This is a genomic window from Nostoc sp. 'Peltigera membranacea cyanobiont' 232, from assembly GCF_002245985.1.
Taxonomy (GTDB): Bacteria; Cyanobacteriota; Cyanobacteriia; order Cyanobacteriales; family Nostocaceae; genus Nostoc.
The window spans coordinates 1-23,312 of sequence record NZ_NOLK01000129.1; the positions used below are offsets into that span (position 1 = coordinate 1).

The 23,312-nt window shown below is 40.4% G+C and carries 22 protein-coding genes and 1 pseudogene; 3 read left to right on the top strand and 20 right to left on the bottom strand.

The genetic code is table 11. The features are described 5' to 3' along the window. Positions 1-105 precede the first annotated feature (105 nt). The 8 genes from CDG79_RS29990 to CDG79_RS45610 form a co-directional block, all read right to left on the bottom strand. Positions 106-1,422 carry a TolC family protein gene (locus CDG79_RS29990; RefSeq protein WP_094345373.1) on the bottom strand — a complete coding sequence of 439 codons (1,317 nt, stop codon included), beginning with the start codon at positions 1,420-1,422 and terminating at the stop codon, positions 106-108. A gap of 72 nt (positions 1,423-1,494) precedes the next feature. Further along, positions 1,495-1,968 carry a DUF2808 domain-containing protein gene (locus tag CDG79_RS29995; RefSeq protein WP_094345374.1) on the bottom strand — a complete coding sequence of 158 codons (474 nt, stop codon included), beginning with the start codon at positions 1,966-1,968 and terminating at the stop codon, positions 1,495-1,497. 579 nt (positions 1,969-2,547) lie between these two features. After that, complete coding sequence (locus CDG79_RS30000) at positions 2,548-3,801, bottom strand: sensor histidine kinase (RefSeq protein WP_094345375.1); 1,254 nt, start codon at positions 3,799-3,801, stop codon at positions 2,548-2,550. A gap of 133 nt (positions 3,802-3,934) precedes the next feature. Next, a complete protein-coding gene (locus CDG79_RS30005; protein WP_094345376.1) occupies positions 3,935-4,609 on the bottom strand; it encodes a response regulator transcription factor in 675 nt (224 codons plus the stop codon). Positions 4,610-4,729: 120 nt separating this feature from the next. Beyond that, complete coding sequence (locus tag CDG79_RS30010; protein WP_094345377.1) at positions 4,730-5,497, bottom strand: COG4705 family protein; 768 nt, start codon at positions 5,495-5,497, stop codon at positions 4,730-4,732. A gap of 476 nt (positions 5,498-5,973) precedes the next feature. After that, a complete protein-coding gene (locus CDG79_RS30015) occupies positions 5,974-6,168 on the bottom strand; it encodes a PepSY domain-containing protein (RefSeq protein WP_262985851.1) in 195 nt (64 codons plus the stop codon). Next, the gene (locus CDG79_RS30020) at positions 6,155-6,460 is read right to left on the bottom strand and encodes a hypothetical protein (protein ID WP_189525186.1); all 306 of its coding nucleotides are present in this window, start codon (positions 6,458-6,460) and stop codon (positions 6,155-6,157) included. Before CDG79_RS30020 ends, CDG79_RS30015 begins: the two co-directional genes overlap by 14 nt. 419 nt (positions 6,461-6,879) lie before the next feature. Further along, entirely contained in the window at positions 6,880-7,086 is a 207-nt protein-coding gene (locus CDG79_RS45610; protein WP_223278412.1) for a zinc ribbon domain-containing protein, read from the bottom strand. Positions 7,087-7,962: 876 nt separating this feature from the next. Between CDG79_RS45610 and CDG79_RS30030 the strand changes: the two genes are divergently transcribed. Beyond that, positions 7,963-9,171 (top strand): S8 family peptidase, encoded by a 1,209-nt coding sequence (locus tag CDG79_RS30030; RefSeq protein WP_094345380.1) that lies wholly within the window; start codon positions 7,963-7,965, stop codon positions 9,169-9,171. A 329-nt stretch (positions 9,172-9,500) separates the two neighbouring features. On the opposite strand, the gene CDG79_RS45615 is transcribed toward CDG79_RS30030, so the two are convergent. From CDG79_RS45615 to CDG79_RS30055, 6 genes and pseudogenes are all read right to left on the bottom strand, one after another. Further along, positions 9,501-9,791: a DUF4337 family protein gene (locus tag CDG79_RS45615; RefSeq protein ID WP_223278413.1), complete on the bottom strand. Its 291-nt coding sequence runs from the start codon at positions 9,789-9,791 to the stop codon at positions 9,501-9,503. Positions 9,792-10,330: 539 nt separating this feature from the next. Beyond that, a complete protein-coding gene (locus CDG79_RS30045; protein ID WP_223278406.1) occupies positions 10,331-10,624 on the bottom strand; it encodes a transposase family protein in 294 nt (97 codons plus the stop codon). Positions 10,625-10,703: 79 nt separating this feature from the next. Beyond that, positions 10,704-11,603, bottom strand: coding sequence for a hypothetical protein (locus CDG79_RS44175; RefSeq protein WP_223278407.1), 900 nt, complete (start codon positions 11,601-11,603; stop codon positions 10,704-10,706). A gap of 99 nt (positions 11,604-11,702) precedes the next feature. Further along, a pseudogene (locus CDG79_RS45620) lies at positions 11,703-11,777 on the bottom strand (hypothetical protein); the annotation flags it as partial. 80 nt (positions 11,778-11,857) lie between these two features. Next, positions 11,858-13,114, bottom strand: a complete 1,257-nt coding sequence (locus CDG79_RS44180) for a DEAD/DEAH box helicase (protein WP_223278408.1) — start codon at positions 13,112-13,114, stop codon at positions 11,858-11,860. A gap of 79 nt (positions 13,115-13,193) precedes the next feature. Then, complete coding sequence (locus CDG79_RS30055) at positions 13,194-14,078, bottom strand: LysR family transcriptional regulator (RefSeq protein ID WP_094345383.1); 885 nt, start codon at positions 14,076-14,078, stop codon at positions 13,194-13,196. A gap of 105 nt (positions 14,079-14,183) precedes the next feature. Here CDG79_RS30055 and ilvD point away from each other — a divergent pair, with 105 nt between their 5' ends. Then, the gene (ilvD, locus tag CDG79_RS30060; RefSeq protein ID WP_094345384.1) at positions 14,184-15,875 is read left to right on the top strand and encodes a dihydroxy-acid dehydratase; all 1,692 of its coding nucleotides are present in this window, start codon (positions 14,184-14,186) and stop codon (positions 15,873-15,875) included. A gap of 96 nt (positions 15,876-15,971) precedes the next feature. Here the strand turns inward: ilvD and CDG79_RS30065 are convergent, their stop codons facing one another. From CDG79_RS30065 to CDG79_RS30075, 3 genes are all read right to left on the bottom strand, one after another. Further along, complete coding sequence (locus CDG79_RS30065; RefSeq protein WP_223278409.1) at positions 15,972-16,808, bottom strand: glycosyltransferase family 2 protein; 837 nt, start codon at positions 16,806-16,808, stop codon at positions 15,972-15,974. Further along, a complete protein-coding gene (locus tag CDG79_RS30070; RefSeq protein WP_094345386.1) occupies positions 16,805-17,995 on the bottom strand; it encodes a bifunctional 5,10-methylenetetrahydrofolate dehydrogenase/5,10-methenyltetrahydrofolate cyclohydrolase in 1,191 nt (396 codons plus the stop codon). The genes CDG79_RS30065 and CDG79_RS30070 overlap by 4 nt, the downstream gene beginning before the upstream one ends. A gap of 78 nt (positions 17,996-18,073) precedes the next feature. Then, complete coding sequence (locus CDG79_RS30075) at positions 18,074-18,304, bottom strand: hypothetical protein (protein WP_094345387.1); 231 nt, start codon at positions 18,302-18,304, stop codon at positions 18,074-18,076. Positions 18,305-18,339: 35 nt separating this feature from the next. Between CDG79_RS30075 and CDG79_RS30080 the strand changes: the two genes are divergently transcribed. Further along, positions 18,340-18,753 (top strand): hypothetical protein, encoded by a 414-nt coding sequence (locus CDG79_RS30080; protein WP_094345388.1) that lies wholly within the window; start codon positions 18,340-18,342, stop codon positions 18,751-18,753. A gap of 291 nt (positions 18,754-19,044) precedes the next feature. Here CDG79_RS30080 and CDG79_RS30085 read toward each other — a convergent pair whose 3' ends face one another. The 3 genes from CDG79_RS30085 to CDG79_RS30100 all read right to left on the bottom strand — a co-directional run bounded on the left by CDG79_RS30085 (position 19,045) and on the right by CDG79_RS30100 (position 22,838). Further along, complete coding sequence (locus CDG79_RS30085; RefSeq protein ID WP_223278410.1) at positions 19,045-19,875, bottom strand: hypothetical protein; 831 nt, start codon at positions 19,873-19,875, stop codon at positions 19,045-19,047. 817 nt (positions 19,876-20,692) lie between these two features. Continuing rightward, positions 20,693-21,535 (bottom strand): hypothetical protein, encoded by an 843-nt coding sequence (locus tag CDG79_RS30095; RefSeq protein ID WP_094345390.1) that lies wholly within the window; start codon positions 21,533-21,535, stop codon positions 20,693-20,695. Between the two features lie 28 nt (positions 21,536-21,563). After that, on the bottom strand, positions 21,564-22,838 hold the full coding sequence (locus CDG79_RS30100) for a DUF6884 domain-containing protein (RefSeq protein WP_223278411.1): 1,275 nt from the start codon (positions 22,836-22,838) through the stop codon (positions 21,564-21,566). Positions 22,839-23,312: the final 474 nt, after the last annotated feature.

A 23,312-nucleotide genomic window follows, 5' to 3' on the forward strand; every position in this document is an offset into this window, starting at 1 on the left:
ACAGATATATTTGATAAATCCCAATATTTCCGACATAGCAGCGTCTGCATTCTTCACAGCCTTCAAGGAGTTTCAAAAATCTCAGCAAATCAGAGCATTTTTCTCTCACCAGAGACATAAAAGAGCGTTAACGGCTTGCTCTAGTGCGCCTAAAGCCGTCTGGTAGGCGAGGATATCAGTGTAGAAGTTATCAAACACAGCTTGCACAGACTGCTGTGTGAGCAAAGCATCACTCAAACCAGTTTGACCATACTCATAGCTTTTGCGGGATAAATTGAGAACTTCTAGAGCTTGCGGTAATAAAACTGTGCGATCGCGTTCTAATACTCGTTGGGTACTCACGGTATTTTCGTAGGCTGTTGCCACCTCAGAATCAACTTGTGATTCTAGAGATGCGTTCTGTGCTTCAGCCACAGAAAGATTAGCACGGGCTTGTCTAACTCCACTCCCTCCGCTATTGAACAGAGGCAAATCCACTCGCACGCCCAAAATGACGGCCGTTGTCGTCGTAGGAGGTGGCGCACCATCTGTACTTAAACCAGGGTCCCAAACATAAGATGCTGCCAAGGTGATATCTGGAATACGGGCTGAGTCAGCCACTTGAATCTGTTTATGATTAACTTGTATTTGTTGTTGAGCTAGAGCTAAATCTAATCGTGACGCTTTCGCTAACTTTTTTAATCCCCTTAAATCTGGAAGCTTTGCTAAAATCGCCAATCCTGGCTGTGAGTCTTTCCCAGAAAATCGGAACGCCTCGCTATCCGCTAAATTAATCGCTGTGTCAGTAGGTTGGCTCAAAAGGGTATTGAGACGAATGCTAGCCTGACGAACGCGGTTAATTGCTGGTTCTAGTTTTTGCTGGGCTTGAGCAAATGCAAACTCAGCTTGGACAACATCTGCTCGTGCCACATCATTTGCTTGAAAACGCATCTTAGCAATATCAACAAGTTGTTTGTTAATCGCAAGAGATTGTTCTGTATTCTGCTGCGCTCCTTGAGAAATCGCTAACTCTGCATAAGCCTGACGTACCTGAATACGAATTTGCCAACGTAAAGAGTCTAACTGTAACTGGGCTTGTTGCACCTGGGAGTTGGCTAAAGCTTGACGCGCTCCGCGTTTACCACCCAGTTCAATCGGTTGCTCGATACCAATAGTACGCTTAGTTTCAGCTTGACCAAAAGGTATATCTATGGCTAGTCGGGGATTTGGTATAACTCCGGCGACGGCGACTCCTGCTTGAGCAACAGAAATACTGCGCTGTGCTGCCAGCAATTGAGGATTATTGGCTTCAGCTTGGTTTATTGCAGTCTCCAAGGTGAGGTTTGATACTCTAGCTGTCTGAGCAAATACTGGCAAGGAAACGGATAAACATCCTAGCGACTCAATTGTTATGCATAAAGATAATATTAATACACGTGACACCCGCAGTCATACTCCTCTTATCACAACCATCACGGCTAAAATTGCTGTTCAACTTTTTACCAAAAACACCTGTTAGTAAATTCGTAGCCGAAATACACCCACTGGGATATCTGCATTTAGCCCCACAAGCCTGACAGAAACCGGATAGAGCCAAGCATTAGAAGTTCCTGAGATTAAGACACGATTCAGATCAATGTTGAGTTCAGTTCCAGGAACTACCTGTTGAGCGAAAGCAATTGTAATGGTTCTGTCATTGACAGTAATATTCGCAGCAATCTTTTTACCAGACTGGTCAGATAAGTTAATGTCATTGCTTACAGTTAAACCTTGAGGTACAGCAATAGTCATCTGGGATAAAGCTCTGCTATCTTGAGGAATTTTTAGCTGGAAAGAATCTCTGACAACTTTCGCCTTATTTTGAGGGAATTGCACTGCTCCAACAATGTTAGGGAATCTGCTAGTTTTCGTCGTGGTTGTGCCATAGGCAGCAGATGATAAAGACGCAATTGTTAAAGTTAATGCAACAGCATGAATTAGCTTTTTCATGTTAACCTTCCTGAAAAATATAGTGAGCAAATTTACTCTGGATAACAAAAGTTAAGAACTTGGAAATTTAGTACAACATTATTGACAGATTCTACTGGAATCAGCTTTCTATATCGCTAAAGGTAGAGATAGGGAAAAGCCAAGTAAGAGATGGATGTTGAGTTATGTTTTTCAACCACTGTTCAATAGCACAATTAAAACTAAAATTTATGGTTATCAATCAGTAATCTCTGGTAAGTAGTTGCACTTTACACACTAAAAGTAAAGAACTCGAAAAGATTTACCTGAATTTGTTAAGCGTAGGTTTACAGGCTTTGGATTTATATGGATGGGTAGAACTATAAAAGCTTTATCAAGAAAGGCAGAGGGCAGAGGGCAGAAGGAATTTATCCCAACTCTTCTTGCCCGATAGATTAGCCTTAGCGACGCAGGAGCGTCACCCTTTGCGCGCTCTCGTTCGAGCAAGGGTTTAAGACCCCCACAAAACAAGAAAATTTGGTGGCTCTCGAACAGAAGAGGGTTTGAATCCGCATCTGAACGAATCGCACCTGCCCTCTGCCTCCAGCATAGCTGCCTTCTTCAAAAACATTCATTAAGTGAACTTACTGGTAAACGCACAGTAAAACAACTACCAATTCCCAATTGACTTGTGGCAGTAATTAATCCACCGTGATTCTCAGCAATAGCTTGGGCAATAGCCAATCCCAAACCAGAACCACCAGAATTATAAGAACGTGATTTATCTACTCGCCAAAAACGCTCAAAAATATTTTCTAAATCTCCTGGTGCAATTCCTACACCCGTATCTTGGACATTAATGACTAGATGGAAAACACTACGATTAGCTATGATTTCTATTGTCCCTTTTGATGGTGTGTAATGTATAGCGTTTTGAATTAAGTTAGTAAATAATCGTGTTATCTGATTTGGATCACCTAACAAATAAAGCTTTTCATTCAATTGACCTTTCAGATTAATTTGTTTAGCCTTCGCCTGCGGCTGATATAGTTGCATTAATTTATTTAAAATTGAACTAAGATTAACAGTTTCTTTAATGTGGTTAGGAATATTATCATAACGAGCTAAAAATAGTAAGTCTTCTGTAAGTCGAGTCATTTGGTTAGTAGCACTAGAAATAGCCTGAAATTTTTCTGCGTCACTTTCTCGCATTCCCTCTGGATACTTGAGTGCTACCCCTGCATTACTTTTAATCGCCATTAAAGGACTACGGAGTTCATGGGAAGCGTCAGCAGTAAACTGTTTTAACCGTTCAAAGCTTTCTTCAATTGGTTGCATCGCTTGACGAGTTAGCCAAACTCCACCAGCACCACTAATAATCAAAGCTACAACAATTCCACCGCCTAATCCCAAATCTAATTTATTTAAAGTTTCATCAAATTCTTCTAGAGATTGGCTAGCTATTACATATCCCATAAATTGTTTATCATCACTATTAATAATTGCTAAAGTAACAGACTGAATGCGATTTTTACCAACTGGATTAATTTGTTCTCCTTCTTTTACATGAGTAGGTAAACTTAAAATATCTTGTCCCTGTTTCTCTATGAGATTACCTTTAGTATCAAACCAGTTTAATTCTTGATGATTTTTAAACAATTTATCTTGAGGTAAGTCATTTTCAATTCTAATTTTACCGTTATTAAACTCGGCATTAGCAGCGCCAACTTGTGCTAAGACATAAAGTTTTTGTGTTTGTTGTTTATAGAGGCTATGAGTGAAGACAATCCGAACAGCAATTGCAAATCCACCTAAGATTAATGATAAAACGATTAAATAAGATAACAGTAAACGACGGCGAATTTTTTCAAACATCAGCTAAATTTACATTTATCAAAAAAGTAAAGGTTCAAAACCTCGCCCCTTGTGGGCGAAAAAATTCTTGTATTCTCTTGGTAGGTAAAATCCCACCCCGGAGTGTCTGTCTGAGTTTAATTGCGAATTGGATTTATTTACGACACAGGCGATAACCAAAACCGTAAATAGTTTCGATAAAATCCTCTGAACTTCCTAGCGCTCTGAGTTTCTTTCTTAAATTTGTCATGTGAGTTTTAACGGTTTCTTCCCCAGATAATTTATCAAACTCCCACAATTTATCTAAAATTGCCGAGCGAGTTAAAACTTGAGTAGGATTTTTCAAAAAGCATTCTAATATCATGTATTCTTTATGTGTTAATGATAAGGGCTTACTTGCATAAGTTACATGATAATTGTTAGGGTCTAATTGTAAATCGCCGTGAATTAAAATTAATTGGTGAGTTTCTGGGCTTCTCCGAGATAAAGCTCTAATTCGTGCTGCTAATTCTTCTAGTTCAAATGGTTTAACTAAATAATCATCTGCACCAGCATCGAGTCCAGTTATTTTATCTGGTGTTGTATCTCGTGCTGTCAACATCAAAATAAAAGCATTACAATTAGCAGCACGTAACCGTTTACAAAGAGTAATTCCATCTAAACGCGGCAACATTAAATCTAATAAAATTAAATCATAATTACCTGCTTCGGCATATTCCCAACCTTCAATCCCATCATCAGCAATATCAACAGCATGATGCTGGTGTTTTAAATCTTCGGCTAAGGGTTTAGCAATGCGATCGTCATCTTCAACTATTAAGATCCTCATATCTTTATGTCATGGTCATCTATCTGCTTAAACCCATCACTCAATTGGGTGACGCACTTTTTTATCCTTTCGCACGGAAAAGAATAGGACAATTGCCAGCAGGATAAAGGCGATCGCTAATCAGTCTTGTCGGTCAATCGGCAGTAGGGCTGGTTTCTTCTGCTTAAGGCTCAAGTAAATAACCAGACTCGCTATTATAGACAAAAAAAGCATACTGGTTCCGACAGTACCAAAACCAAAGCCTCCATTTTTAGCAGATTGAGATAGTAAATCACCCATAGATGCTCCAAGCGGACGAGTCAAGATGTAAGCTAACCAGAATGCCAAAACTGCATTCATCCACAAGTAATAATGAGCGATTGCTATGATTGCAATTGAAGCGCCAAATATCAGTGCTGATTGTGCATAACCCACTTTCAAAGCTTCTGCTAAAAGGTCTCCTGTTGCAGTACCCAAGGCAAATGTAAACAAAACAGCTGCCCAATAGAAAAGCTCTCTTTTAGCTGTATTGATGGAGTGCATAGCTAATGTCTTTTCGTTTGAATACCACAGCGCAAAAACTACCGACAAGGCAAAACTAAAAACTACAGTAGTTGTCAGCAAACTAATTCCAAGCTCGTCTACCAATCTATCAGTGATCAGTGTACCAACTATACTTATCAAAACTACTACAGACCAGAAACTTGCTGGAACATAGCGTTTCAGCTTCAACTGATTCAACAACCCAATTAGTAACACGCTGCTCATAATGTTGGATGTAACACCTAAACCAAGGTTCAGGGTTGCTGACAGAAAATCTGCTGCGGTTTCACCAACCGTGGTTGCCAGAATCTTAATAATCCAGAAGTAAATTGTCACCTCTGGAACCCTGTTTAACATCTTTTTCATGATATTTGTCCTTCTCGATTTTTCCGTAGAAGTGAGATTACAGATTACATGCTTATTAAGGATATTGTGAGGATTTTAATTGATTGACAAAAAGCACTTAGTTTTAATCTCTGACGGATTAGCTAGAGCTAATCCGTCAGAGGTGGCGAGTAGGGCGGCCGCATCATGTCAATAAGTAAAGTCTATTCTCAATAGAGCCAAGAATAATGTCATTAACCTTTGCTTATTGCGAAGAAATTAGGCGATCGCTTTGGGGCTTTAAAAATAATCAAACGCGAAATCCTGATTTTTTCGTTGGTTCTTAAGCTTCGTTGTGATCAAGAGTAATTTAGATGCGTTTGCCCTAAGGTGGCGAGGTGCAGATTTTTAGCTTCAATTAGCTTGTGATATATTCTTCTCTAATCGCTTCCTGAAGGGGTTTAGGAAGGTTTACCGATGATTTTCTGGGGTTATAGTGAACGGACGCTACCCGATCATTAATCTGGCTTTTTGCCTTCAGAGGCATTTTCAAGAACCTTTCCAGTCTTCGCATCGACACCAACTTCGTAGGTCTTCGCTCCCTGCTTAATATCGAATGAATAGCGCAAGCCACTCCCGCCACTTTCATTTTCTAGTTCTTCATCCACAATTTTTCCGGGATGCGCCTTCAGAGCAATCTTACGAGCCTCCAATAAACTCACCTTTGCATGTTTTGCTAACTCTTCGCCAGTATAAATATATACTGTTTGCCTTATTTCCCTGTGCAGTTTCTGCTGTTTGTTGAGCTTGGCTGGCAGAGATTTTGGCTAGTGCTTGGAGTTGAGCTAATTCCTTAGCTTTATTAGTGCGTGATTCTACTTTTTGCTGGGCAACCGCCATTAACGATGTATTGAGCGATGATGCCGATACCATTTTGGCAATACCACCGATGCCAATAGTGGCGAGCGCTGCGGCAATGAGGCTGATTTTTACTGAGGATTTCATCGGGTAAATTCCTGAATTTGGACTCAACACTATTTACATTAGATAGTAAAAGTCAAGAACTCGGAAAGAGCTAAAATATTTTAAAAATAACGAACCAGAAAATTTGGTATTTCTAGATGAGATGGGAGTTTTACTCGGTTTAACAAGAACTCATGCACATTCATAACTGGGAACAAGAGTATACGAGCTAAAACCATTTTATCGAGGTGCAAAAGTTATAATAATTGGAGCAATTAGTATTAAAAAATTTGTGGCATTAAACCCGGATTTCTCACCACATCTCTCAAAGCCTGTGCTTGTGCAGGGGAGCAGAGGAGAGTTCAAATACCAAGTTCTTTCCCCTCTGCCCCTCTGCTCCTCTGCCCCTTCCCTCAAGCTTGTGAGAAATGCGGGTATAGCCATAATAACTTTTAAAATTTTCAAGTCACAACAGAATTAACAGACTCCTTATAGGGAAAACCACAGTAAGGACAGAAGCGGAATTTCACCGAGGTAATCGGTTCGTTACACGAAGCGCAACTATTACGTAACCCAGTCCCGCACAAAAAACAAAACTTGGAGCGCGGCGACAACCAAATATCTTCAAGCGTTGTTCCAGGCTGCCAACAGTGGGGACAAAATTTCATCACATCTGATGCCCCAAGAGCAACCCCACGGACAACCGCATCCAGATATTCAGATGGAACCTGCAATGCGACAGCTAGCCCATTTTCCTTTTCAGTGCCAAAGTCTACCTAAGCACAAGGATTTTGGGCTGAGTGGCACGCTTGTTTTCGGTAAACCTATAATCCACAAGGCTTTTTAATTTGATCTGTTTAGCTCTGACTGTCAACCAATTTTTTGATATCTTTAAAAAGCTGTGTCAAATGTGACTGGATTCTTTTTCAGTCTCTGCCACTATAGTTATCAACACATACATCTTGAACTTGAAAGCAGGGGAGCAAGTAGTAATTTTAGTAACCTTTCAGGACAGTTTAATTCAACAATACTCTTACTTTCCTTTTTACTAAATAGCTAATTTTGAATTTTTGAATAGCAATGAAAGCTCTATAAAATTAAAAGCAACGTGTTTCTATGGGACATTTAGTATCATCTTTTCTTGTCTCACTATCATCTAACATTGATAACTTTGCTGTGGGAATTGCCTATGGAACCAAAAAGATAAAAATCGGTATACTTAGCAACTTAACTATTGCGATATTTTCGGCTATTGGGGCATATGCCTGTGTCTTTCCTAAATTTTCAGCATAATTTCTAATTGACAAAAGTAAAATTATCTTAACCTCTCACCGATGAGCGCTGGACACCTTTTTTTTAGAATTTGTCAAAAAATTTAAATAATTCTCATAATATTTTTTGGTAATAAAATTGGCATTACATTATCAAATTTCATAGTAATTGTTAACAATATGGCTTATTCATCCGTTAAAACTTTTGTTCAGCAAATTTTTTAACACCTTAAGCTGTTAAAAAACATTACTAACTTTGAGAAGAAAATACTTATGCTCAATGATAATGCTAATAAAAGATTAAATGTTACTCCCACCTCTTCGTTAGATTCATTTAATCCTAAAGATGACCACAGCCTCAACTTCATCGGACGTAGTAGCTATAACTCAAATAGTTCTGATGTGCAGTTGCTAAATAATAGTGACTCTACTACTAATAATACTTTTAGCACCAAAAGTTATAGCTCTACCGATGGTTATGGCTTAACTAATGCAGCAGCAGCAGTCGCTAAAGCTACCGCTCAGAATACCTATGCTGATGTTGTCGATCTTGGTGGCAATAATTGGGGAGCAGACCTAGTTAAAGCACCAGAAGTTTGGGCGCATGGATATACAGGTAAAGGTGTTGTTGTTGCTGTTTTAGATACTGGGGTTGACTATAATCACCAAGATTTAAAAGATAATATTTGGACTAATTCTAAAGAAAACGCTAGCAATGGTATAGATAATGACGGTAATGGCTACGCTAACGATATCCACGGCTGGAATTTTGTTGACAACAACAATAATGTCCTAGACGACAATGGTCACGGTACTCATGTTTCTGGCATTATTGCTGGTGAAAATAATAATTATGGGGTAACTGGCGTTGCCTACAACGCTAAAATCATGCCAGTAAAAGTTCTCGATAGCTCCGGATCTGGTAACGATACTACAATCTCTAAAGGTATTCATTATGCCGTAGACAATGGTGCTAATGTAATTAACCTCAGCCTGGGAAGCATGTACCCCGATGATACCCTCAAGTCAGCTATTGAATACGCTAGCAGTAAAGGTGTGACTGTTGTAATGGCGGCTGGTAATGATGGTTCATCATCCCCAGATTACCCCGCTAGCTATGCATCCACTACAGGAATTGCAGTTGGCGCAGTTGATAAAAATAATCAGATGGCTGATTTCTCTAATCGTTCTGGGACACAGACAACTACTTATGTGACTGCGCCCGGTGTTGATGTCTACTCCTCCGTCCCGAATAATCAGTATGCCACTCATAGCGGTACGTCTATGGCTTCCCCTTATGTTGCTGGTGTAGTTGCTCTTATGCTTAGTGCTAATCACGACTTAACACAGAGCCAAATACGTGATCTAGTCACAAGTACCGCAGGAAATAGTACACAATCCTCAAGCTATACAAGTGAAGTTCAGAGTCTTACTTCTAGTGCCATATTCAGTCAGCAATCAACTAAGCTGTTGCGTATTTAATTTGTATATGCGATGCGGGCAAGATGCCCGCACTACAATAATTTTACGTTTTCGTACTATACAATTTAGCTGCACATCAGCTTAACTCAACATCATCTATGACTTTTGCCATCCGTCAAAATGGCTGGGAAATAAAGTCTAATAATGATATACAGTCAAACTTGATGCAGTTTAGTGTCAATTCTGTGAGCGGCCAAACTATAAACTCTAGTATCAGCAGTTATCAAATTGAAAATAATTACAACTTGGGAACTCCACTAGCCCCATTCCAATCTCACTATTATGACGATAGTCTAAACAACGATATTATGGGTGTTCTGGATAATACATCAGCAGAAATAATACTGGGCAAACGTTATAAAAACTGAGTCTTGATTTGACAATTCAGGTAATGTAATTGCTCTCTTCTTACAAAAAATAAGATGCGTCAATTTTTCTAAAACCTTGAACTTGTAAAAATAGTCAATACTAATTATTATCATGCACCTGACATTATGACGCTTGGTAGATTTAGCCTGAAATTCCGACCAGCGATCGCTCGACTTGATTTGCGCCAGCATCCCAGAGTTAGCAAAATAACCTCCTTGCATAGCAGCAATCGAGGCTAGTGTTGAGAAAATAGCTACAAGACGCTACGCACAGTCGCTTTCCGCGTCGCTATCGGCAATCTACAATTGTTTGACACTTGTGCCGCTTATTTTACACAACTTGAGAGCAACAACTGCTTTTTTGCTGGTTTTTCCCGCATAGCTTCAAGAGCTTCCTATACCTTAAAAGCTTATCCGAACCGTATTGGGGGAGGCTCTTGAGGCAGGGGGAGAGAAAGAAATAAGTGTATTTAGGACATAGCGGTAGTAAAGAATACTAAAATTTTCTCTTCACTTCCCCTGCTTCCCCTGCTCCCCCAGCAATCAGAAAGCTCTTTTCACGATGATCTCACTTTTTCGCGTTGCTCCCATCATTGATATAGATGCAGTGGAGTAGCTTGTTTAGCACTACCAAGTTTGCCGTATTTTTATCTAGCCTGTAGGGGTACAGCCGGGATACGTATCCCGGCTGTACCCCTACTACTTCTACTCCCAGTTTCTCAACCAATGATTGAACCCACTGCCGAAAACATTGCTCAAATTCTTTGGGGTTAATTCTTTCAAACACCCAACTAACAAGTATCTGGGCTGGGTATTCCCAATGGTAGTTTAAGGAATGTCTCCAACCACTCTTTTTTATTTAGCCCATACTCTTCAATATCTTCCCAGCCCTCTGCTCCTGCTATTACCGCTAAAATCGCTATGGTGATGATATCAGTGAGTAAGTGCCATCTAGTTCTTTCCGCTCTTGGATCTTTTACTTGTGTAAAATATTCCTGAAATTTAGTGGTAATGTCTTTGCTATCTATGCTGGGTGCAAAAGATGCTTTGGTTTTGCTTTTCTTGTTCTTAAATCCGATTGACATTACTCGAACCTTGCACCTAGATGGATTAAATCTTACCCTAGCTCGGATTGTGCCACTTTGTTTCCAACCTGATTGCTGATCAGGTAAGTCCGCTTGTCAATAGCGTTTGAGACGCGCTAACCCTGGAAAAATATTTTCTTGCATCAGCGTTAATTTCAACCCTAACGCAGAATGTATTGTAGTTAAGAGCAAATGCTTCCTTGTATTTATTTTCCTCCAATAGTTCGACAAATTCTCGTTCAATAAGTTGGGTATTGCAAGCAGGACAAGCTTGTATGTGTCCGGGTAAATTTAAATTGAAGTTGCGACATCTGTTATTAGTGCAAGTCCATTTTTGTTCCAGCCTGTACAAGTTGTACCCGTAAATTTCTTCTTTGATTTTGGCTAAAACAGGTGTAAATCTAGCTGCCCCTTGGGAAAGATTGATAATTTTGGCTTCCCCTACAATTTTGATTTCCTCGAAATTTAGGCTTCCTTCGGGACGACTAAATAGGTTGGTTGCCTCAATTGGCTTGAGAATTGCTTTCCCTTCGGTTAAATTTAGCTCTTGTGATTTATACTGTACGGGGTTGCCGTCAAAGTCTTGAGCAAGATATATGGCACCAGGGTAAAGTTCTCGTAGCGCAGATGATGCCGAACTTTCCTCAAACTCTTCGGCGCTATCTTGATTGATATAACTGATATTTTGGTCAGTGTTGCCTCTGAATTTAATTTTTGAGTGGACATAACCGAGGTTTCGATTAGTTGTCAGTCTTTGGTTATAACTGAAAATCAGTTGATTATTACCGATTAGCTGTCGGGCGATCGCATCGCCAGAAGTACTAAAATGTCGGGCAATTTGAGCTTGTGTCGGTTTACTTTCTTTGCAACAGGCGAGAATGTGCTGCTCCAAAATTGTTTCATAATTGTGGTTAAAGTTGATAATTTCTGGAGGGTCAGATAAGAGACGTTCCGGGTGATTTGCGTAGTAAGAATCCATAATCGACCTTTTCGACGGGATAAATACTAATAGCCCTGCTTCCTGTCTGCCTGCACGTCCCGCCCTTTGGCGAAAGGCGAGAATTGAGCCTGGGTAACTATGTACAATAGTTGCATCAATAGACCCGATATCCAGACCCGCTTCTAAAGCACTCGTGGATAAGCTGTTGCGTATTTAATTTGTATATGCGATGCGGGCAAGATGCCCGCACTACAATAATTTTACGTTTTCGTACTATACAATTTAGATGCACATCAGCTTATAATGAACTTGACCTTCCCACCCTGTATATCTGCAATAATTTTGTTACGCTGATTTGCCTTCATGCTGCCATAAAATGCTGAGATGCTTTCTCCCATGTGGGGCAGTTGCATCTCCACTAAAGCTTTACGAATGGCATTAGTTAAAACCTTTACCAGTTCTCTACTATCGCAGAAACAAATCCCGACTATTCCTTTACTTACAAGCATGGCTGCAACTTGGGCAGTTTGGTAAAGAGTATTGTTTCGTGCTTTGAGGCTAAGGAAAGTAATCTCCGAGCGTTTTGCCCCACTTTGGTCGATAATAGCAAGGTTGCTTTGTTCTACTCGATTGGATATCTTCTGGGCAATTTCGCTGCTGTTACTAATTGTTGCAGAAGCAAAGATGTACTGTAATTTAGAAATATTATTGCCAGCAGATTCTATCATTAATTGAGTTCGCCGATTAAGTAGGGCAAAGTGTGAGCCAAATATGCCTTGATAGAAATGCGCTTCATCACAGACTATGATTGAAATTTTTCTGATTGTTTCTCTAAATCCCCAGTTTGAGTCAAACTGATAGTTGTTTAGTTCGTGGTTCCATACATCGGGTGTCACGCATAAAATCGAGGGTTGATGGCTATAAAGTTGTTTGCGTTCTTGGGGAGGAATATCACCATTGATATTGAGAATTGGGGGGCGAATTTCTTCATCCAGGTGGCTAACAAACGAGCGGATTTTCTCTACCTGATCAAATGCAAGTGCTTTCAAGTTAAAAAATACTAAAGCTGATTTACCTTTTAGGCACTCGTGAACGATTGGAATTAAAAAGGAGATACTTTTACCACTACTGGTAGGAGTTTGGAGAATGATATCTTCCCCTTTTTTGTAAGCCTCCCATGCTTCGACTTGATGAGAATATAGTTGGGTAATTCCTGACTTACTTAAGGCAAGTTTAACTAGAGGGTGAATATCATCTGGTATGGGACAAAGTTTAGCTTCTTGAGCCGGGATTACATCACAATTTTGTAGTTTTCCTGAGCCATCAAGAATAGCTGCTATCTCTTGGTAGAGAATACTTTTACCTGTTGGTGCTTGATTAAGAGGTAATAAATTACCGCTATTTACCTCCTGCTCCCAGTCAAAAATAATTTGATTTACACTTCCCTTTTTGAAGTAAAGATTTCTCTCGATGATAGCAGCGATATGGATAACACCATGTTCTTTAGAATAAACCTGTTTATTTGCTTGTAACCATTCAAGCTGGGTCATAAAAAGTTACCTACTTGCTGTTTTAGCCGGTAGGCGTTAGTCAAAAGTAGTGGTTTTTGTTATTGCCATAACTGACTAATTAACCACAGACACTTCTGACAATTTGTAGAAACTCCCGTAAAACAGGTGTCATATCCTCTTGTCGCCACACTACAGCCGTTTCGACTAATGGTGTTTTTTCTTCTAAAGTGCGATAAACTACACCACCCCTTTGAAGATTTTGCAAAGAAGACGGTACGATCGCAATCCCCATTCCCGCTGACACTAGCCCGATAATTGTCTGCATTTGGATTGCTTCCTGAGTCACTTTTGGGCTAAAATTCCCTTGCTGGCAAAGACTCAAGATTTGATCGTAAAGTCCGGGACCCAAATGGCGGGGGAACATAATAAAATTTTCGTTCAAGAGCTCGCGCACTGAAATATTTTCTTGTCTAGCTAAGAAATGAGTTTCTAGCAAAGCTACAATTAGTCCTTCTTGCTGAATGCATTCTTGATTGAAAGTGTTGTCTTCTAAAGGTGGATGGGCAAAACCTACATGGATGCGGTGATTGAATAGCGCTTGTTCTTGCTGAGTTGTCGTTAATTCTTGCAATACTAACTCTACCTCTAGAAACTGTTCTCGAAACCGTCGTAAAATCACAGGCAGCAAATCGTAAGTTACCAAGCTGGTGAAACCTACTCGTAGTTGTCCTTTCTCACCCCTACCTGTCCGTTGAGTCAGATCAATTGCCTTGGACAGTTGAGCGAACAATTGATAAGCTTCTTGCAAAAATACTTGTCCGGCTTCCGTTAGCTGCACCTGTCGTTTGGTTTTGCGTTGAAAAAGTTCTACCCCTAATTCTGCTTCTAGCTGCTGAATTTGCTGGCTTAAGGGCGGTTGAGCGATGTGAAGTCGCTCTGCGGCTTTACTAAAGTGTAGTTCCTCAGCTACAGCAATGAAGTAGCGCAGGTGTCGCAGTTCCATAGTTTTGATATTTTATAAGTCTCAAATATTCATAAATATATATTAGACATATCAAAAATTGCTACCTATCATACTCATACACGCAAGTCAGAGGATGATGTAACTATGTCGGAGAATTTGAGAAGCCAAATTGTGACGCAAGGAGTGCAGCGATCGCCAAATCGAGCTATGCTGAGGGCAGTTGGTTTTAAAGATGAAGATTTCAATAAAGCGATTGTGGGCATTGCCAACGGTTACAGTACGATTACTCCCTGCAATATGGGGATAAATCAATTGGCGCAAAGGGCAGAGGTTAGTATTAAAGCCGCCGGCGCAATGCCACAAATGTTCGGCACAATTACCATTAGCGATGGAATTTCGATGGGAACTGAAGGGATGAAATATTCCCTAGTGTCGCGGGAAGTCATTGCAGATTCCATTGAAACCGTCTGTACTGGACAAAGTATGGATGGTGTGCTAGCGATTGGCGGTTGTGATAAAAATATGCCTGGGGCAATGCTGGCGATCGCGCGGATTAATATCCCGGCGATCTTTGTTTACGGTGGCACAATTAAACCCGGTCACTATAACGGAGGCGATTTAACTGTTGTCAGTTGTTTTGAAGCCGTTGGTCAATATAGTGCCGGAAAAATTGACGAAAAGGAATTATTAGAAGTTGAAGGTCGCGCTTGTCCTGGTGCTGGTTCCTGTGGGGGAATGTTCACAGCTAACACCATGTCTTCGGCATTTGAAGCGCTGGGGATGAGTTTGCCCTATTCCTCGACAATGGCGGCTGAAGATGCCGAAAAAGCCGATAGCACGGAAAAATCAGCCTTTGTATTAGTCGAAGCCATCCGCAAACAAATCTTGCCCCGCCAAATTATCACCCGCAAATCTATCGAGAATGCCATCTCTGTGATTATGGCAGTGGGTGGTTCAACCAATGCAGTGTTGCATTTCCTAGCGATCGCCCGCGCTGCTGATGTAGAGTTAACTATAGACGACTTTGAAACTATCCGCGCCCGTGTTCCCGTTTTGTGTGATTTAAAACCTAGTGGTAAATATGTTGCTACAGATTTGCACAAAGCTGGTGGTATTCCGCAAGTCATGAAGATGCTACTTGTGCATGATTTATTACACAGTGATAGCCTTACCATTAGCGGTCAAACTATTGCAGAGATATTGGCAGATATACCAGAAGAACCATCCGCCAATCAAGATGTGATTCGGACTTGGAATAACCCGATGTATCCCCAAGGACATTTAGCCATCCTCAGAGGTAATCTGGCAACGGAAGGCGCTGTCGCCAAAATTACCGGGGTGAAAAAGCCAGTAATTACTGGGCCAGCACGGGTATTTGAATCGGAAGAAGCCTCTTTAGATGCGATTTTGGCGGGTAAGATTCAAGCTGGTGATATTCTAGTTATCCGCTACGAAGGGCCAAAGGGCGGCCCTGGGATGCGAGAAATGTTGGCTCCCACCTCAGCAATTATTGGTGCTGGTTTGGGTGATGCTGTGGCATTAATTACCGACGGGCGCTTTTCTGGCGGTACTTACGGCATGGTGGTTGGTCATGTTGCACCAGAAGCAGCAGTTGGTGGCGTGATCGCTCTTGTAGAAGAAGGCGATAGTATTACTATTGATGCACCCGCTCGTTTATTGCAATTGAATATATCTGAATCAGAATTGGCCCGTCGTCGTGCTAATTGGCAACCTCCTGCACCACGTTACACTAAAGGCGTGTTGGCGAAATATGCCTTTTTGGTATCTTCTAGCAGTCTTGGGGCTGTGACAGATTTGGATTTGTTCAATAACTAGTTATTAAAGTTTTGAGGAGTCAGGAGCCAGAATAAAGATGCCTCCTGACTCTCTACTTCAGGCTAGATTCAGCGCTGTTGACAAGCTTCTTTAGATTTAAAGAACGGCAAATGCTTTTGGCGTTAATGAGATTTTTCCTTTAGTACTATAAGTGTTTACAAGCTGCTCTAAGGGTTCAACAGCATTGTCCTGAAGGATGAAATAGTTTGCTTGGTTACTGACAATCAGCGATAGCTCAGTTGCCCATTGCTCGTAATTAGAACTACCAATAATACCAATAGAAGACTGGATATAGTTAACAAGAATGCTGTCATTGAAACCAAAGCCACTTTCACCCCAGATGCAAGCAGATTGCAGCAAATACTCATAGTCTGCGAATACTTGAAACTGGGGGTTCCATCTAGGAGCATTGCTTCGGTAGTGGACGAAACCATTGCTGTCGAATATCTCTTGTTGCCATAGAAGCTGCTGTAAGGAGCAGCAATTGCTAGGCGAAACAAACGGCTTTCCTTGGCGAATAACACTACCATTACGGATGACATCGCGGCGGCGCTGCTGTCTTGCCATACTGTATCGGATATTGGGATGTTCTTCAAAGTACTGCCGCATTGACGCAACAAATTCAGGAGCAATGCTGTTGTCATCGTCCAGGTATGAAACAATGTCACCACCAGCTGCATCTAGTCCCAGGTTTCGAGCGTAGCACAAGCCAAAGCCACTGCTCGGTTCAGGGTGTTCCATTTCAATGTAACTGATGGGAAAATCAGCTTTTTTAATAATGCTGTTGATGATATCTTTGGTATCAGGATTAGCGCCATCATTGATGACGATCCACTCGAAATTGCGGTCAGTTTGACTTTGAATGCTTGGCAGTGCAGTAGATGCAAGCTGCATAGGTCTATTGTAGGTTGCAGTGATAATTGATAGTCTCAAAGCTCTATACCTCTATCAGTTGATTGCGTTATTGTTGAATCGATCGCAGTTTGAATTTGCTGCCATCTTGCTATATCCTCGTTTGTTATACCCCTGGCGGTTTCAATTTGATTACTTGCAAGAGTTAGCCGAATTAGCGTTAGCTTTTCATTGGTTCTGGCAACAGTTAAACTTTGCGTGGTGCTATTGAAGCTGATCTGGTAGTTACTGCTTTCCAAGACAAATAGGTTTTCTTTCTCTGTGCGAATGGATTGAGGATAGGCAGTTGCTTGCTGCCCAAAGAACAGTCTAGCTATGGGGGCAATTGTAGCAGCGCGTTGCATCTGTTCTTGCTGTAATTGCTGATAGTTCCATTTCCCAAGTTCTATGCCCAAATCCATTTTTACCAAACGTTCTGCTAAAATTGCCATTTCTATCGGGCCAACACCTCCAGGGACGGGCGTAATGTTCTGGGGGATGCTGTAAGCACTGCGATCTACATCGCCAGCAGCACCAGAAGCAGTAGGTGTAAAGCCACCATCGACAACCAAGCGATGAGAGGGGAGTACATAGTCCGTGAAAATTCCTCGTCTTCCGGTGACTGATACTACAATGTCAGCTTCTTGAGTTCTAGTCAGGTCATCGCCGTCTTCCAAACAGAAACAACTGATTCTGCTTGCTTCTAAATATTGGATGACACCATTGCCCACAAAGCCACCTCCGCCGACAACTGCAACATTGGAATCCCTTTGTGCGTAGGATTCAACAATTCTGGCGATTCCTTCAGCAGTAGCACAACTTTCAAAGAAATTGTTGCTTTGTCTGCGGACGATATCTATATCTTTTTGTGGCTCTAATAGCCCAATTGAGCTTGTAAACTTAGCTGGAATTGGATATTGAACAATAGCAGCAGTCACCTTGCCGTCTTCATTAATGGATTGAACGATGCCGTCAAATTGCTCTACTGCGATATTGGGTGACAGCACAATATAATTGGGAGTAATGCCAATAGCGTTGAAAATAGCTACTTTTTGTTCTGCTGAGATTCTAGCTGCTTCATATCTAGCTCCTAGTTCATTGCTGGCATTTTCTGAAGCCTCAAATCTGATGATTGCTACTTCTTTTTGAGATGCTTGAAATATGGATTTGTATTTTTGACATTCTTGCTTTATATGTTCTCGTATTAACTGTCCGTCTATGATGGTCATTTAATATGGCGTTAAATTTGATGAAGAAAATTGTCTGGCACAAACAATTTTCTGAATTTCTAATAGGATTTGTTGGAATTAGGTAGGGCGTTTGGTGATTTCACCAACTTCTTTGCCGTTGCAGGAAACCCAGTTAGTGACGTAGCGTTCGGTGTCATGGAAGCCACTAAATTCAATACTGTTATCAGAACACTTCTCTTGGAACCATTGTTGTGCTTCTTGTTCTGTATTGAATGTTCTAGCGGCGACTTCTTCTACTGTAATCTTCCAGTTTGTATTGCCATACAAATCGCAAACATAATGTGTCATATCTGTTACTCCTTTAACAATATCTAAAAACCACTATGACAATTTTAAATCAACAACAGCAGGCTGAATTAATTATCCAACAAGCTTGCAAGGAAAATTTTACTGATAGCGAGAAAGCTATTTACGATGACTTTATTCTGGAAGCGGGGGTAAAAAACCCAGCCAAGATGACTGAGGCTACTGCTGATGCTTTGATTAGATACCTTGATGGCTGCGACGCATCTAACGAGTTTGTTGCTAATGTAGTAAATCGCCTCGCGCAAGTTGCCCCGGCTCATATCATGACCAAGATTCTCAAGAGTGATAATGATGGTGATGGTGTGCCTTTATACGAGGAATTAAAACTTGGAACAAAGGTTACGGAATTTGATACCTCTTTTGAAATAGCGCCTGCAAGACAAAGGCAATATCAATTTTCTCCAACTCGGAATTGCGATCTGGAGTTATAAGTATAACCCACTACTAAATAATCATCTGTAGTGGGTATGAGATTGTTATTCTATAAAACGACTGAAAATAGAAATTAACCAGTTGCTACACAGGCGTAGACGCTTACTCTTAGCTCGAAGTAAGTGTCTCAGCGGCTTTCCTCAAACATCGCCATCTTTCCCATACTCAAAATTAACCTTCGGGATACTAGGTGTAAAAAATGCGCTACTGTTAATCGTAAGCGCATTCCCGATCATGTACTGCGATCGCAATACTCCCAGCCCAAATAATCAGGCGATTCCCCTGTAAGTTTAACTTTGGAAAATTACCCCAGTGTCCTGATCTTCATCCCAAAACCACCAACCTTGGGATAGTTCAGAAAGAACGCGCATTAGTGCTAACTGTTGCTGTGTGATTTCCCCACCGCCGTAGCTGACGTTGCTAGTGCCATCCCATGATTTAAGAATTGATGCTAAATTGTATCCATTGCCCATAATCCAACTAGCGTAGAAGCAGTCTTTGGATATTTCTTCCATGATGGCTAGCAGTTCAAGGGCGGCATCAGGATTGGGTGATTTTAGGGCTTCAAGTGCAAGGCGGAGGTTTTCTTCCCTGTCTGCAAGAAACTCCGAAAAAGCTGCTCTATTTGATGGTAAATTCTCTTTTTCAAGTGTAATTAATTTTCCATTTACAATCTTGACTGGAGTTATATTTGAGTAGTCAGTTCGGTCATCTTCACTTGCCTTTACTTTCATAGCTAAAGGATGCCAGTGGATGCGTTCAATTTTATTGGTCTGAGGATTTGTCCATGTCCAGAATAGTTTGTGAGATGCAGCACCCTTAACTGTCAGATAAGTTCTTTTATGTCGAATGGGATAGTCTACACCTTCTTCTTTTTTGGCTTGGAAAAAGGCTTCTATTGATAGATATTCTTCATTGAGGTATGCAATTTTACGTGGTGCTGTCGCATATATATAACCCGATATGCTGCTGCTATCACCATCTTTCAAGACTACCAAATTCCATTTGTCGTTTATTTGATTCTGTATCCAAAACTCAACTGATATTGTTTGTACAAACCGATCTAAAATTTGAACTACACAAGGATAGTAAAGTGTGAGTTGTTGGTTGCTATTAGTCATTACTATTCCATCCATTCGATTGGGGATATGGGTTCCTTTTTGGCGGGAAGTATTTTGATCTCGTAGCCATAAACAATTAATTCATACAGAGTTTCTAATAGTTGCTTGGGTGATATACTGTCCCATTGCTTGCACTCTAAAATATGTTTCAATACCTGCTCTGGAGCATTAACTACCCAAAGACTGTGAATTTTTTTGTTTCTAAATCCCGCACATAATTGAACAATTGGTTGTAGCTAAACTGTTGTTTTTGGTATATGAAGAATTGCTGAACTTATAGGGATTGTTGGTTTTACTTCTAGACTTTTGGGTGGTAAAAAATCGGGGTCACTGTACCACTGTCCGTCGATTTGGTATGCAATTATTAGGTATGGCAATGCTTTAATCGCGTTTATAGTTCCCCATCTTGTCGTTTGTCCTGCGTGAAACCAGATGTAAGAGCCGTTGTGTATTATCATGTACAATTTTTATGATTTTGACTTGAGGTTTTGCTTGCCTAGCTAGTTGATAATTTCGTCTGTGGTAGAAAATCTAGCTACTTTTTCTACCTAAAGAATGATTTCGTATTTGTATGAACACTTAGTTAAAACTCGCCATTATTTAGCCATGTGCAGTCAACTTCATGCTCAGGTAAAATACTTTGGATTTTATTGATTGCTGAATTACTCCTAATAACTACCTTGACAAGGTATGTAATAACTGTGGTGATTAATCTATGAACAGATTAATTTTTATTTAAAATATTCAATGATTTATTGAAAATAAAAAGTGCGCCATTATAATTGATGACGCACTTTTATTAAAAATAAAATTATGATTAAGCGTGGTGAAGGATAATATTTATTGCGTCTTGAGCGCTAATTTGATATTGTGTAGCAAGTTTATTCATATTAGCTTCACCATTTGCATGAGCTTTGACAATTGCGCGAATAATATTTGGTGAAACATTAATCTCATAATTTGTAACAACTGGTTTGGGTAAAGTTTGAGAAATGAAGAATTCTTTTCTTCTTAAGAAATGTATTTGACGGTAATGCTCTTTTCTAGGTATCCATTGACAATTTCCGGGAGCAAAGTCACTCTCTAGATCAATACGTGCTATGACTGTTCCTTCGGGTGCTACTCCCATATCTTTTAAGAACTGGGTAAAGTTATCGCGCCAGGATGCATCAACTTCAATTCCGCACCCGCCATGATATTTGTACTGATGGTGGTTCTTGTTATAGCAGATGCGCTTGATGTGTAACCAGGAGTTATACTCGTGGCTTTTGCAGTGTCCGTGGACAGTTTTATCGCTCTTGAGGGTTTCGCGCTGCAAGCATCCGCAGCTTTGTGTAAGCCCTCTTTTTAAGCTATTTTTACTGACATACTTTTGGGTTCCGCAGCTGCATAAGGTAAGGAGTAGTAGTTCACCCCTTTTCCCCTTAACTTCTACATCGGATATAACTTTTAGTCTCCCGAAGTTTGCCCCAACTGGGATGGATTCTTTTCTTTTTTTACAACCACAATTAGTTGATCGACCATTAGTGAGGGTGTGACTGTAGACAAGTTTTTGGGTTCCACAATCACACTGGCATAATACTTGCTTTCCTTGTTTATTTAGTACAATACAGCTACCGAATTTTTCACTTATATTAATTACTCGTTTTGTAGTCTCCATAAATTATTTTGGTGCTATTACTGCTGGGTTATATATCTAAAACAAGCTGTTTTTCTTGCTCCAGTTCCTTCTTTATCCAGGCAAGTTGCTGTCCAATGGCTAGATGCTGCATTGGTACTTTTGTCTCATATCCCTTTGCTTTTAAAATGGGTGTTACCTCCTGTCTGTAAAGCTTGCCTGTCAAGAATACAAACTCTATTTCCGGGGACGCAACAGTACCTTTCTCTTCAGTAGTTTTAAATAATTGCAGGCTGGCTCGATTATTTTCGGGTTCACGAGTCCGCTTGATGGTAAATTCACCTACTGTAAGTTCTTCCTTATCAGCCTGGATGAGGACATTATTGAGGGTATGCAACATCTCGTTTTGTTTAAATACTTCCAGGGTTTTAATCGTGCCAGCGGGTGCAAGACTTCCCAAGCTATTTGCTACATCACGGATATCGGCATTGTTGAGGTCAGGGAGCTTGCCATTGTCGCCCAAGTCCTCTGCCACTATCAGAAACTCCTGACGTTCAATAGGTAACATCTCTGTAGGTTTTTTCGTTATTTTGGGTTCCTCTTTTTTGTTGAGTTTAAAATCCATCAAAGAGTTTTCCCACCCAAATAGTTCATCACTGCGGCGGTGAATGCTAACAGTGTCTCCCTCTTGGCGAATCACAAATGTATCGCTACGGTAAATACGCGACCCATCTTGTTCAAGGATGCCGTATTTTTTCAACATTGTCGTCGCGGTTTCAGCAATGTCTTTATTTTCCCCGTTGTAGCGTTCCTCCCGCGCTTGTTTATTATTAATTTGATAGATAGGTACTTCAACCTGACGCGCCCACTGCTGCGCTGCTGACTCTACACATTGGGAGTTAGCTACTTTTTGATAGCTAAATTCAGGTGCATATTTGTTTCGATTATTAGTTTCTAGCTCCTCTGGCTCTTGTGCAAAAAACTGATTGGGAGTTGCATTTTCGTTTACCTCTCCTTCAGTTTTATATTGAGGTTGGTAGTTACTAACAACTATCTCTCTGATTTGAAGAGTTTCTTTGGACTGTGCGATTTCTTCTTGAAGATTATTGACCACATCATCTTCAAAACTCTCATCTGCTTCTATTTCAACAGATGAGTTTATCTCTTGAGTTATGGGCGAACTGTTTTCGCTGTTTTCACGTTGTAGTAACTTATTTATAGTCAGCTGACTATCATCTAACAGTGGATTGTCTTCTATAGCAGTTAAATTCTCATTATCGTCTAATTTTCCGTTCAATATCTCTTCTATACTCAAGTTGTTGTTTTTCTGCTCTGTAATATTCATTGATAATTGCCTCGTAAGAGAGTTTAACTTTATATTCTGAATTCCACATACTATATTGAGGGAAACTAATGTCAATTAAGTTTCCTTGGCTTCCTGTGGCACGGTTGAAAATAATATGTATGTTTACTCTTTGATAAGGAAGTAGATATGCAACATATTGTTGTTGTTCAAAACCAATTAAATTTACATGATGTTTGATTAATTCACCATAGTTGTTAGCATTTATTTCAATTTCGATTTTATCGATTACAATCTGTCTATGTAGCCCATGAAGTTTTACTCTTGGTCGGAGGATAAACTGTTCCTCAAAAGAGCTAATAATTGAATGTGCATTCTTGCTATTTACTCAGGGTTAGCGCGTCTCAAAACCTATTGACAAGAGGACTTACCTGATCAGCGATAAGGTGGAAAACAAAGTGACACCATCTGAGGTAGGGTAAGATTTAATTCATCGAACTGCCATATCAAAGTAAT

What these genes read in the sequence shown, in the direction of transcription:
- ilvD (WP_094345384.1), top strand. Translation starts at nt 14,184, where the DNA reads ATGTCGGAGAATTTGAGAAGCCAAATTGTGACGCAAGGAGTGCAGCGA.
- CDG79_RS30070 (WP_094345386.1), bottom strand. Translation starts at nt 17,995, where the DNA reads ATGACCATCATAGACGGACAGTTAATACGAGAACATATAAAGCAAGAA.
- CDG79_RS30030 (WP_094345380.1), top strand. Translation starts at nt 7,963, where the DNA reads ATGCTCAATGATAATGCTAATAAAAGATTAAATGTTACTCCCACCTCT.
- CDG79_RS30075 (WP_094345387.1), bottom strand. Translation starts at nt 18,304, where the DNA reads ATGACACATTATGTTTGCGATTTGTATGGCAATACAAACTGGAAGATT.
- CDG79_RS44175 (WP_223278407.1), bottom strand. Translation starts at nt 11,603, where the DNA reads ATGGATTCTTACTACGCAAATCACCCGGAACGTCTCTTATCTGACCCT.
- CDG79_RS29995 (WP_094345374.1), bottom strand. Translation starts at nt 1,968, where the DNA reads ATGAAAAAGCTAATTCATGCTGTTGCATTAACTTTAACAATTGCGTCT.
- CDG79_RS30000 (WP_094345375.1), bottom strand. Translation starts at nt 3,801, where the DNA reads ATGTTTGAAAAAATTCGCCGTCGTTTACTGTTATCTTATTTAATCGTT.
- CDG79_RS30020 (WP_189525186.1), bottom strand. Translation starts at nt 6,460, where the DNA reads ATGAAATCCTCAGTAAAAATCAGCCTCATTGCCGCAGCGCTCGCCACT.
- CDG79_RS30010 (WP_094345377.1), bottom strand. Translation starts at nt 5,497, where the DNA reads ATGAAAAAGATGTTAAACAGGGTTCCAGAGGTGACAATTTACTTCTGG.
- CDG79_RS30085 (WP_223278410.1), bottom strand. Translation starts at nt 19,875, where the DNA reads ATGACTAATAGCAACCAACAACTCACACTTTACTATCCTTGTGTAGTT.
- CDG79_RS30095 (WP_094345390.1), bottom strand. Translation starts at nt 21,535, where the DNA reads ATGGAGACTACAAAACGAGTAATTAATATAAGTGAAAAATTCGGTAGC.
- CDG79_RS30045 (WP_223278406.1), bottom strand. Translation starts at nt 10,624, where the DNA reads ATGTCAATCGGATTTAAGAACAAGAAAAGCAAAACCAAAGCATCTTTT.
- CDG79_RS30005 (WP_094345376.1), bottom strand. Translation starts at nt 4,609, where the DNA reads ATGAGGATCTTAATAGTTGAAGATGACGATCGCATTGCTAAACCCTTA.
- CDG79_RS30100 (WP_223278411.1), bottom strand. Translation starts at nt 22,838, where the DNA reads ATGAATATTACAGAGCAGAAAAACAACAACTTGAGTATAGAAGAGATA.
- CDG79_RS30080 (WP_094345388.1), top strand. Translation starts at nt 18,340, where the DNA reads ATGACAATTTTAAATCAACAACAGCAGGCTGAATTAATTATCCAACAA.
- CDG79_RS44180 (WP_223278408.1), bottom strand. Translation starts at nt 13,114, where the DNA reads ATGACCCAGCTTGAATGGTTACAAGCAAATAAACAGGTTTATTCTAAA.
- CDG79_RS30055 (WP_094345383.1), bottom strand. Translation starts at nt 14,078, where the DNA reads ATGGAACTGCGACACCTGCGCTACTTCATTGCTGTAGCTGAGGAACTA.
- CDG79_RS45610 (WP_223278412.1), bottom strand. Translation starts at nt 7,086, where the DNA reads ATGAAATTTTGTCCCCACTGTTGGCAGCCTGGAACAACGCTTGAAGAT.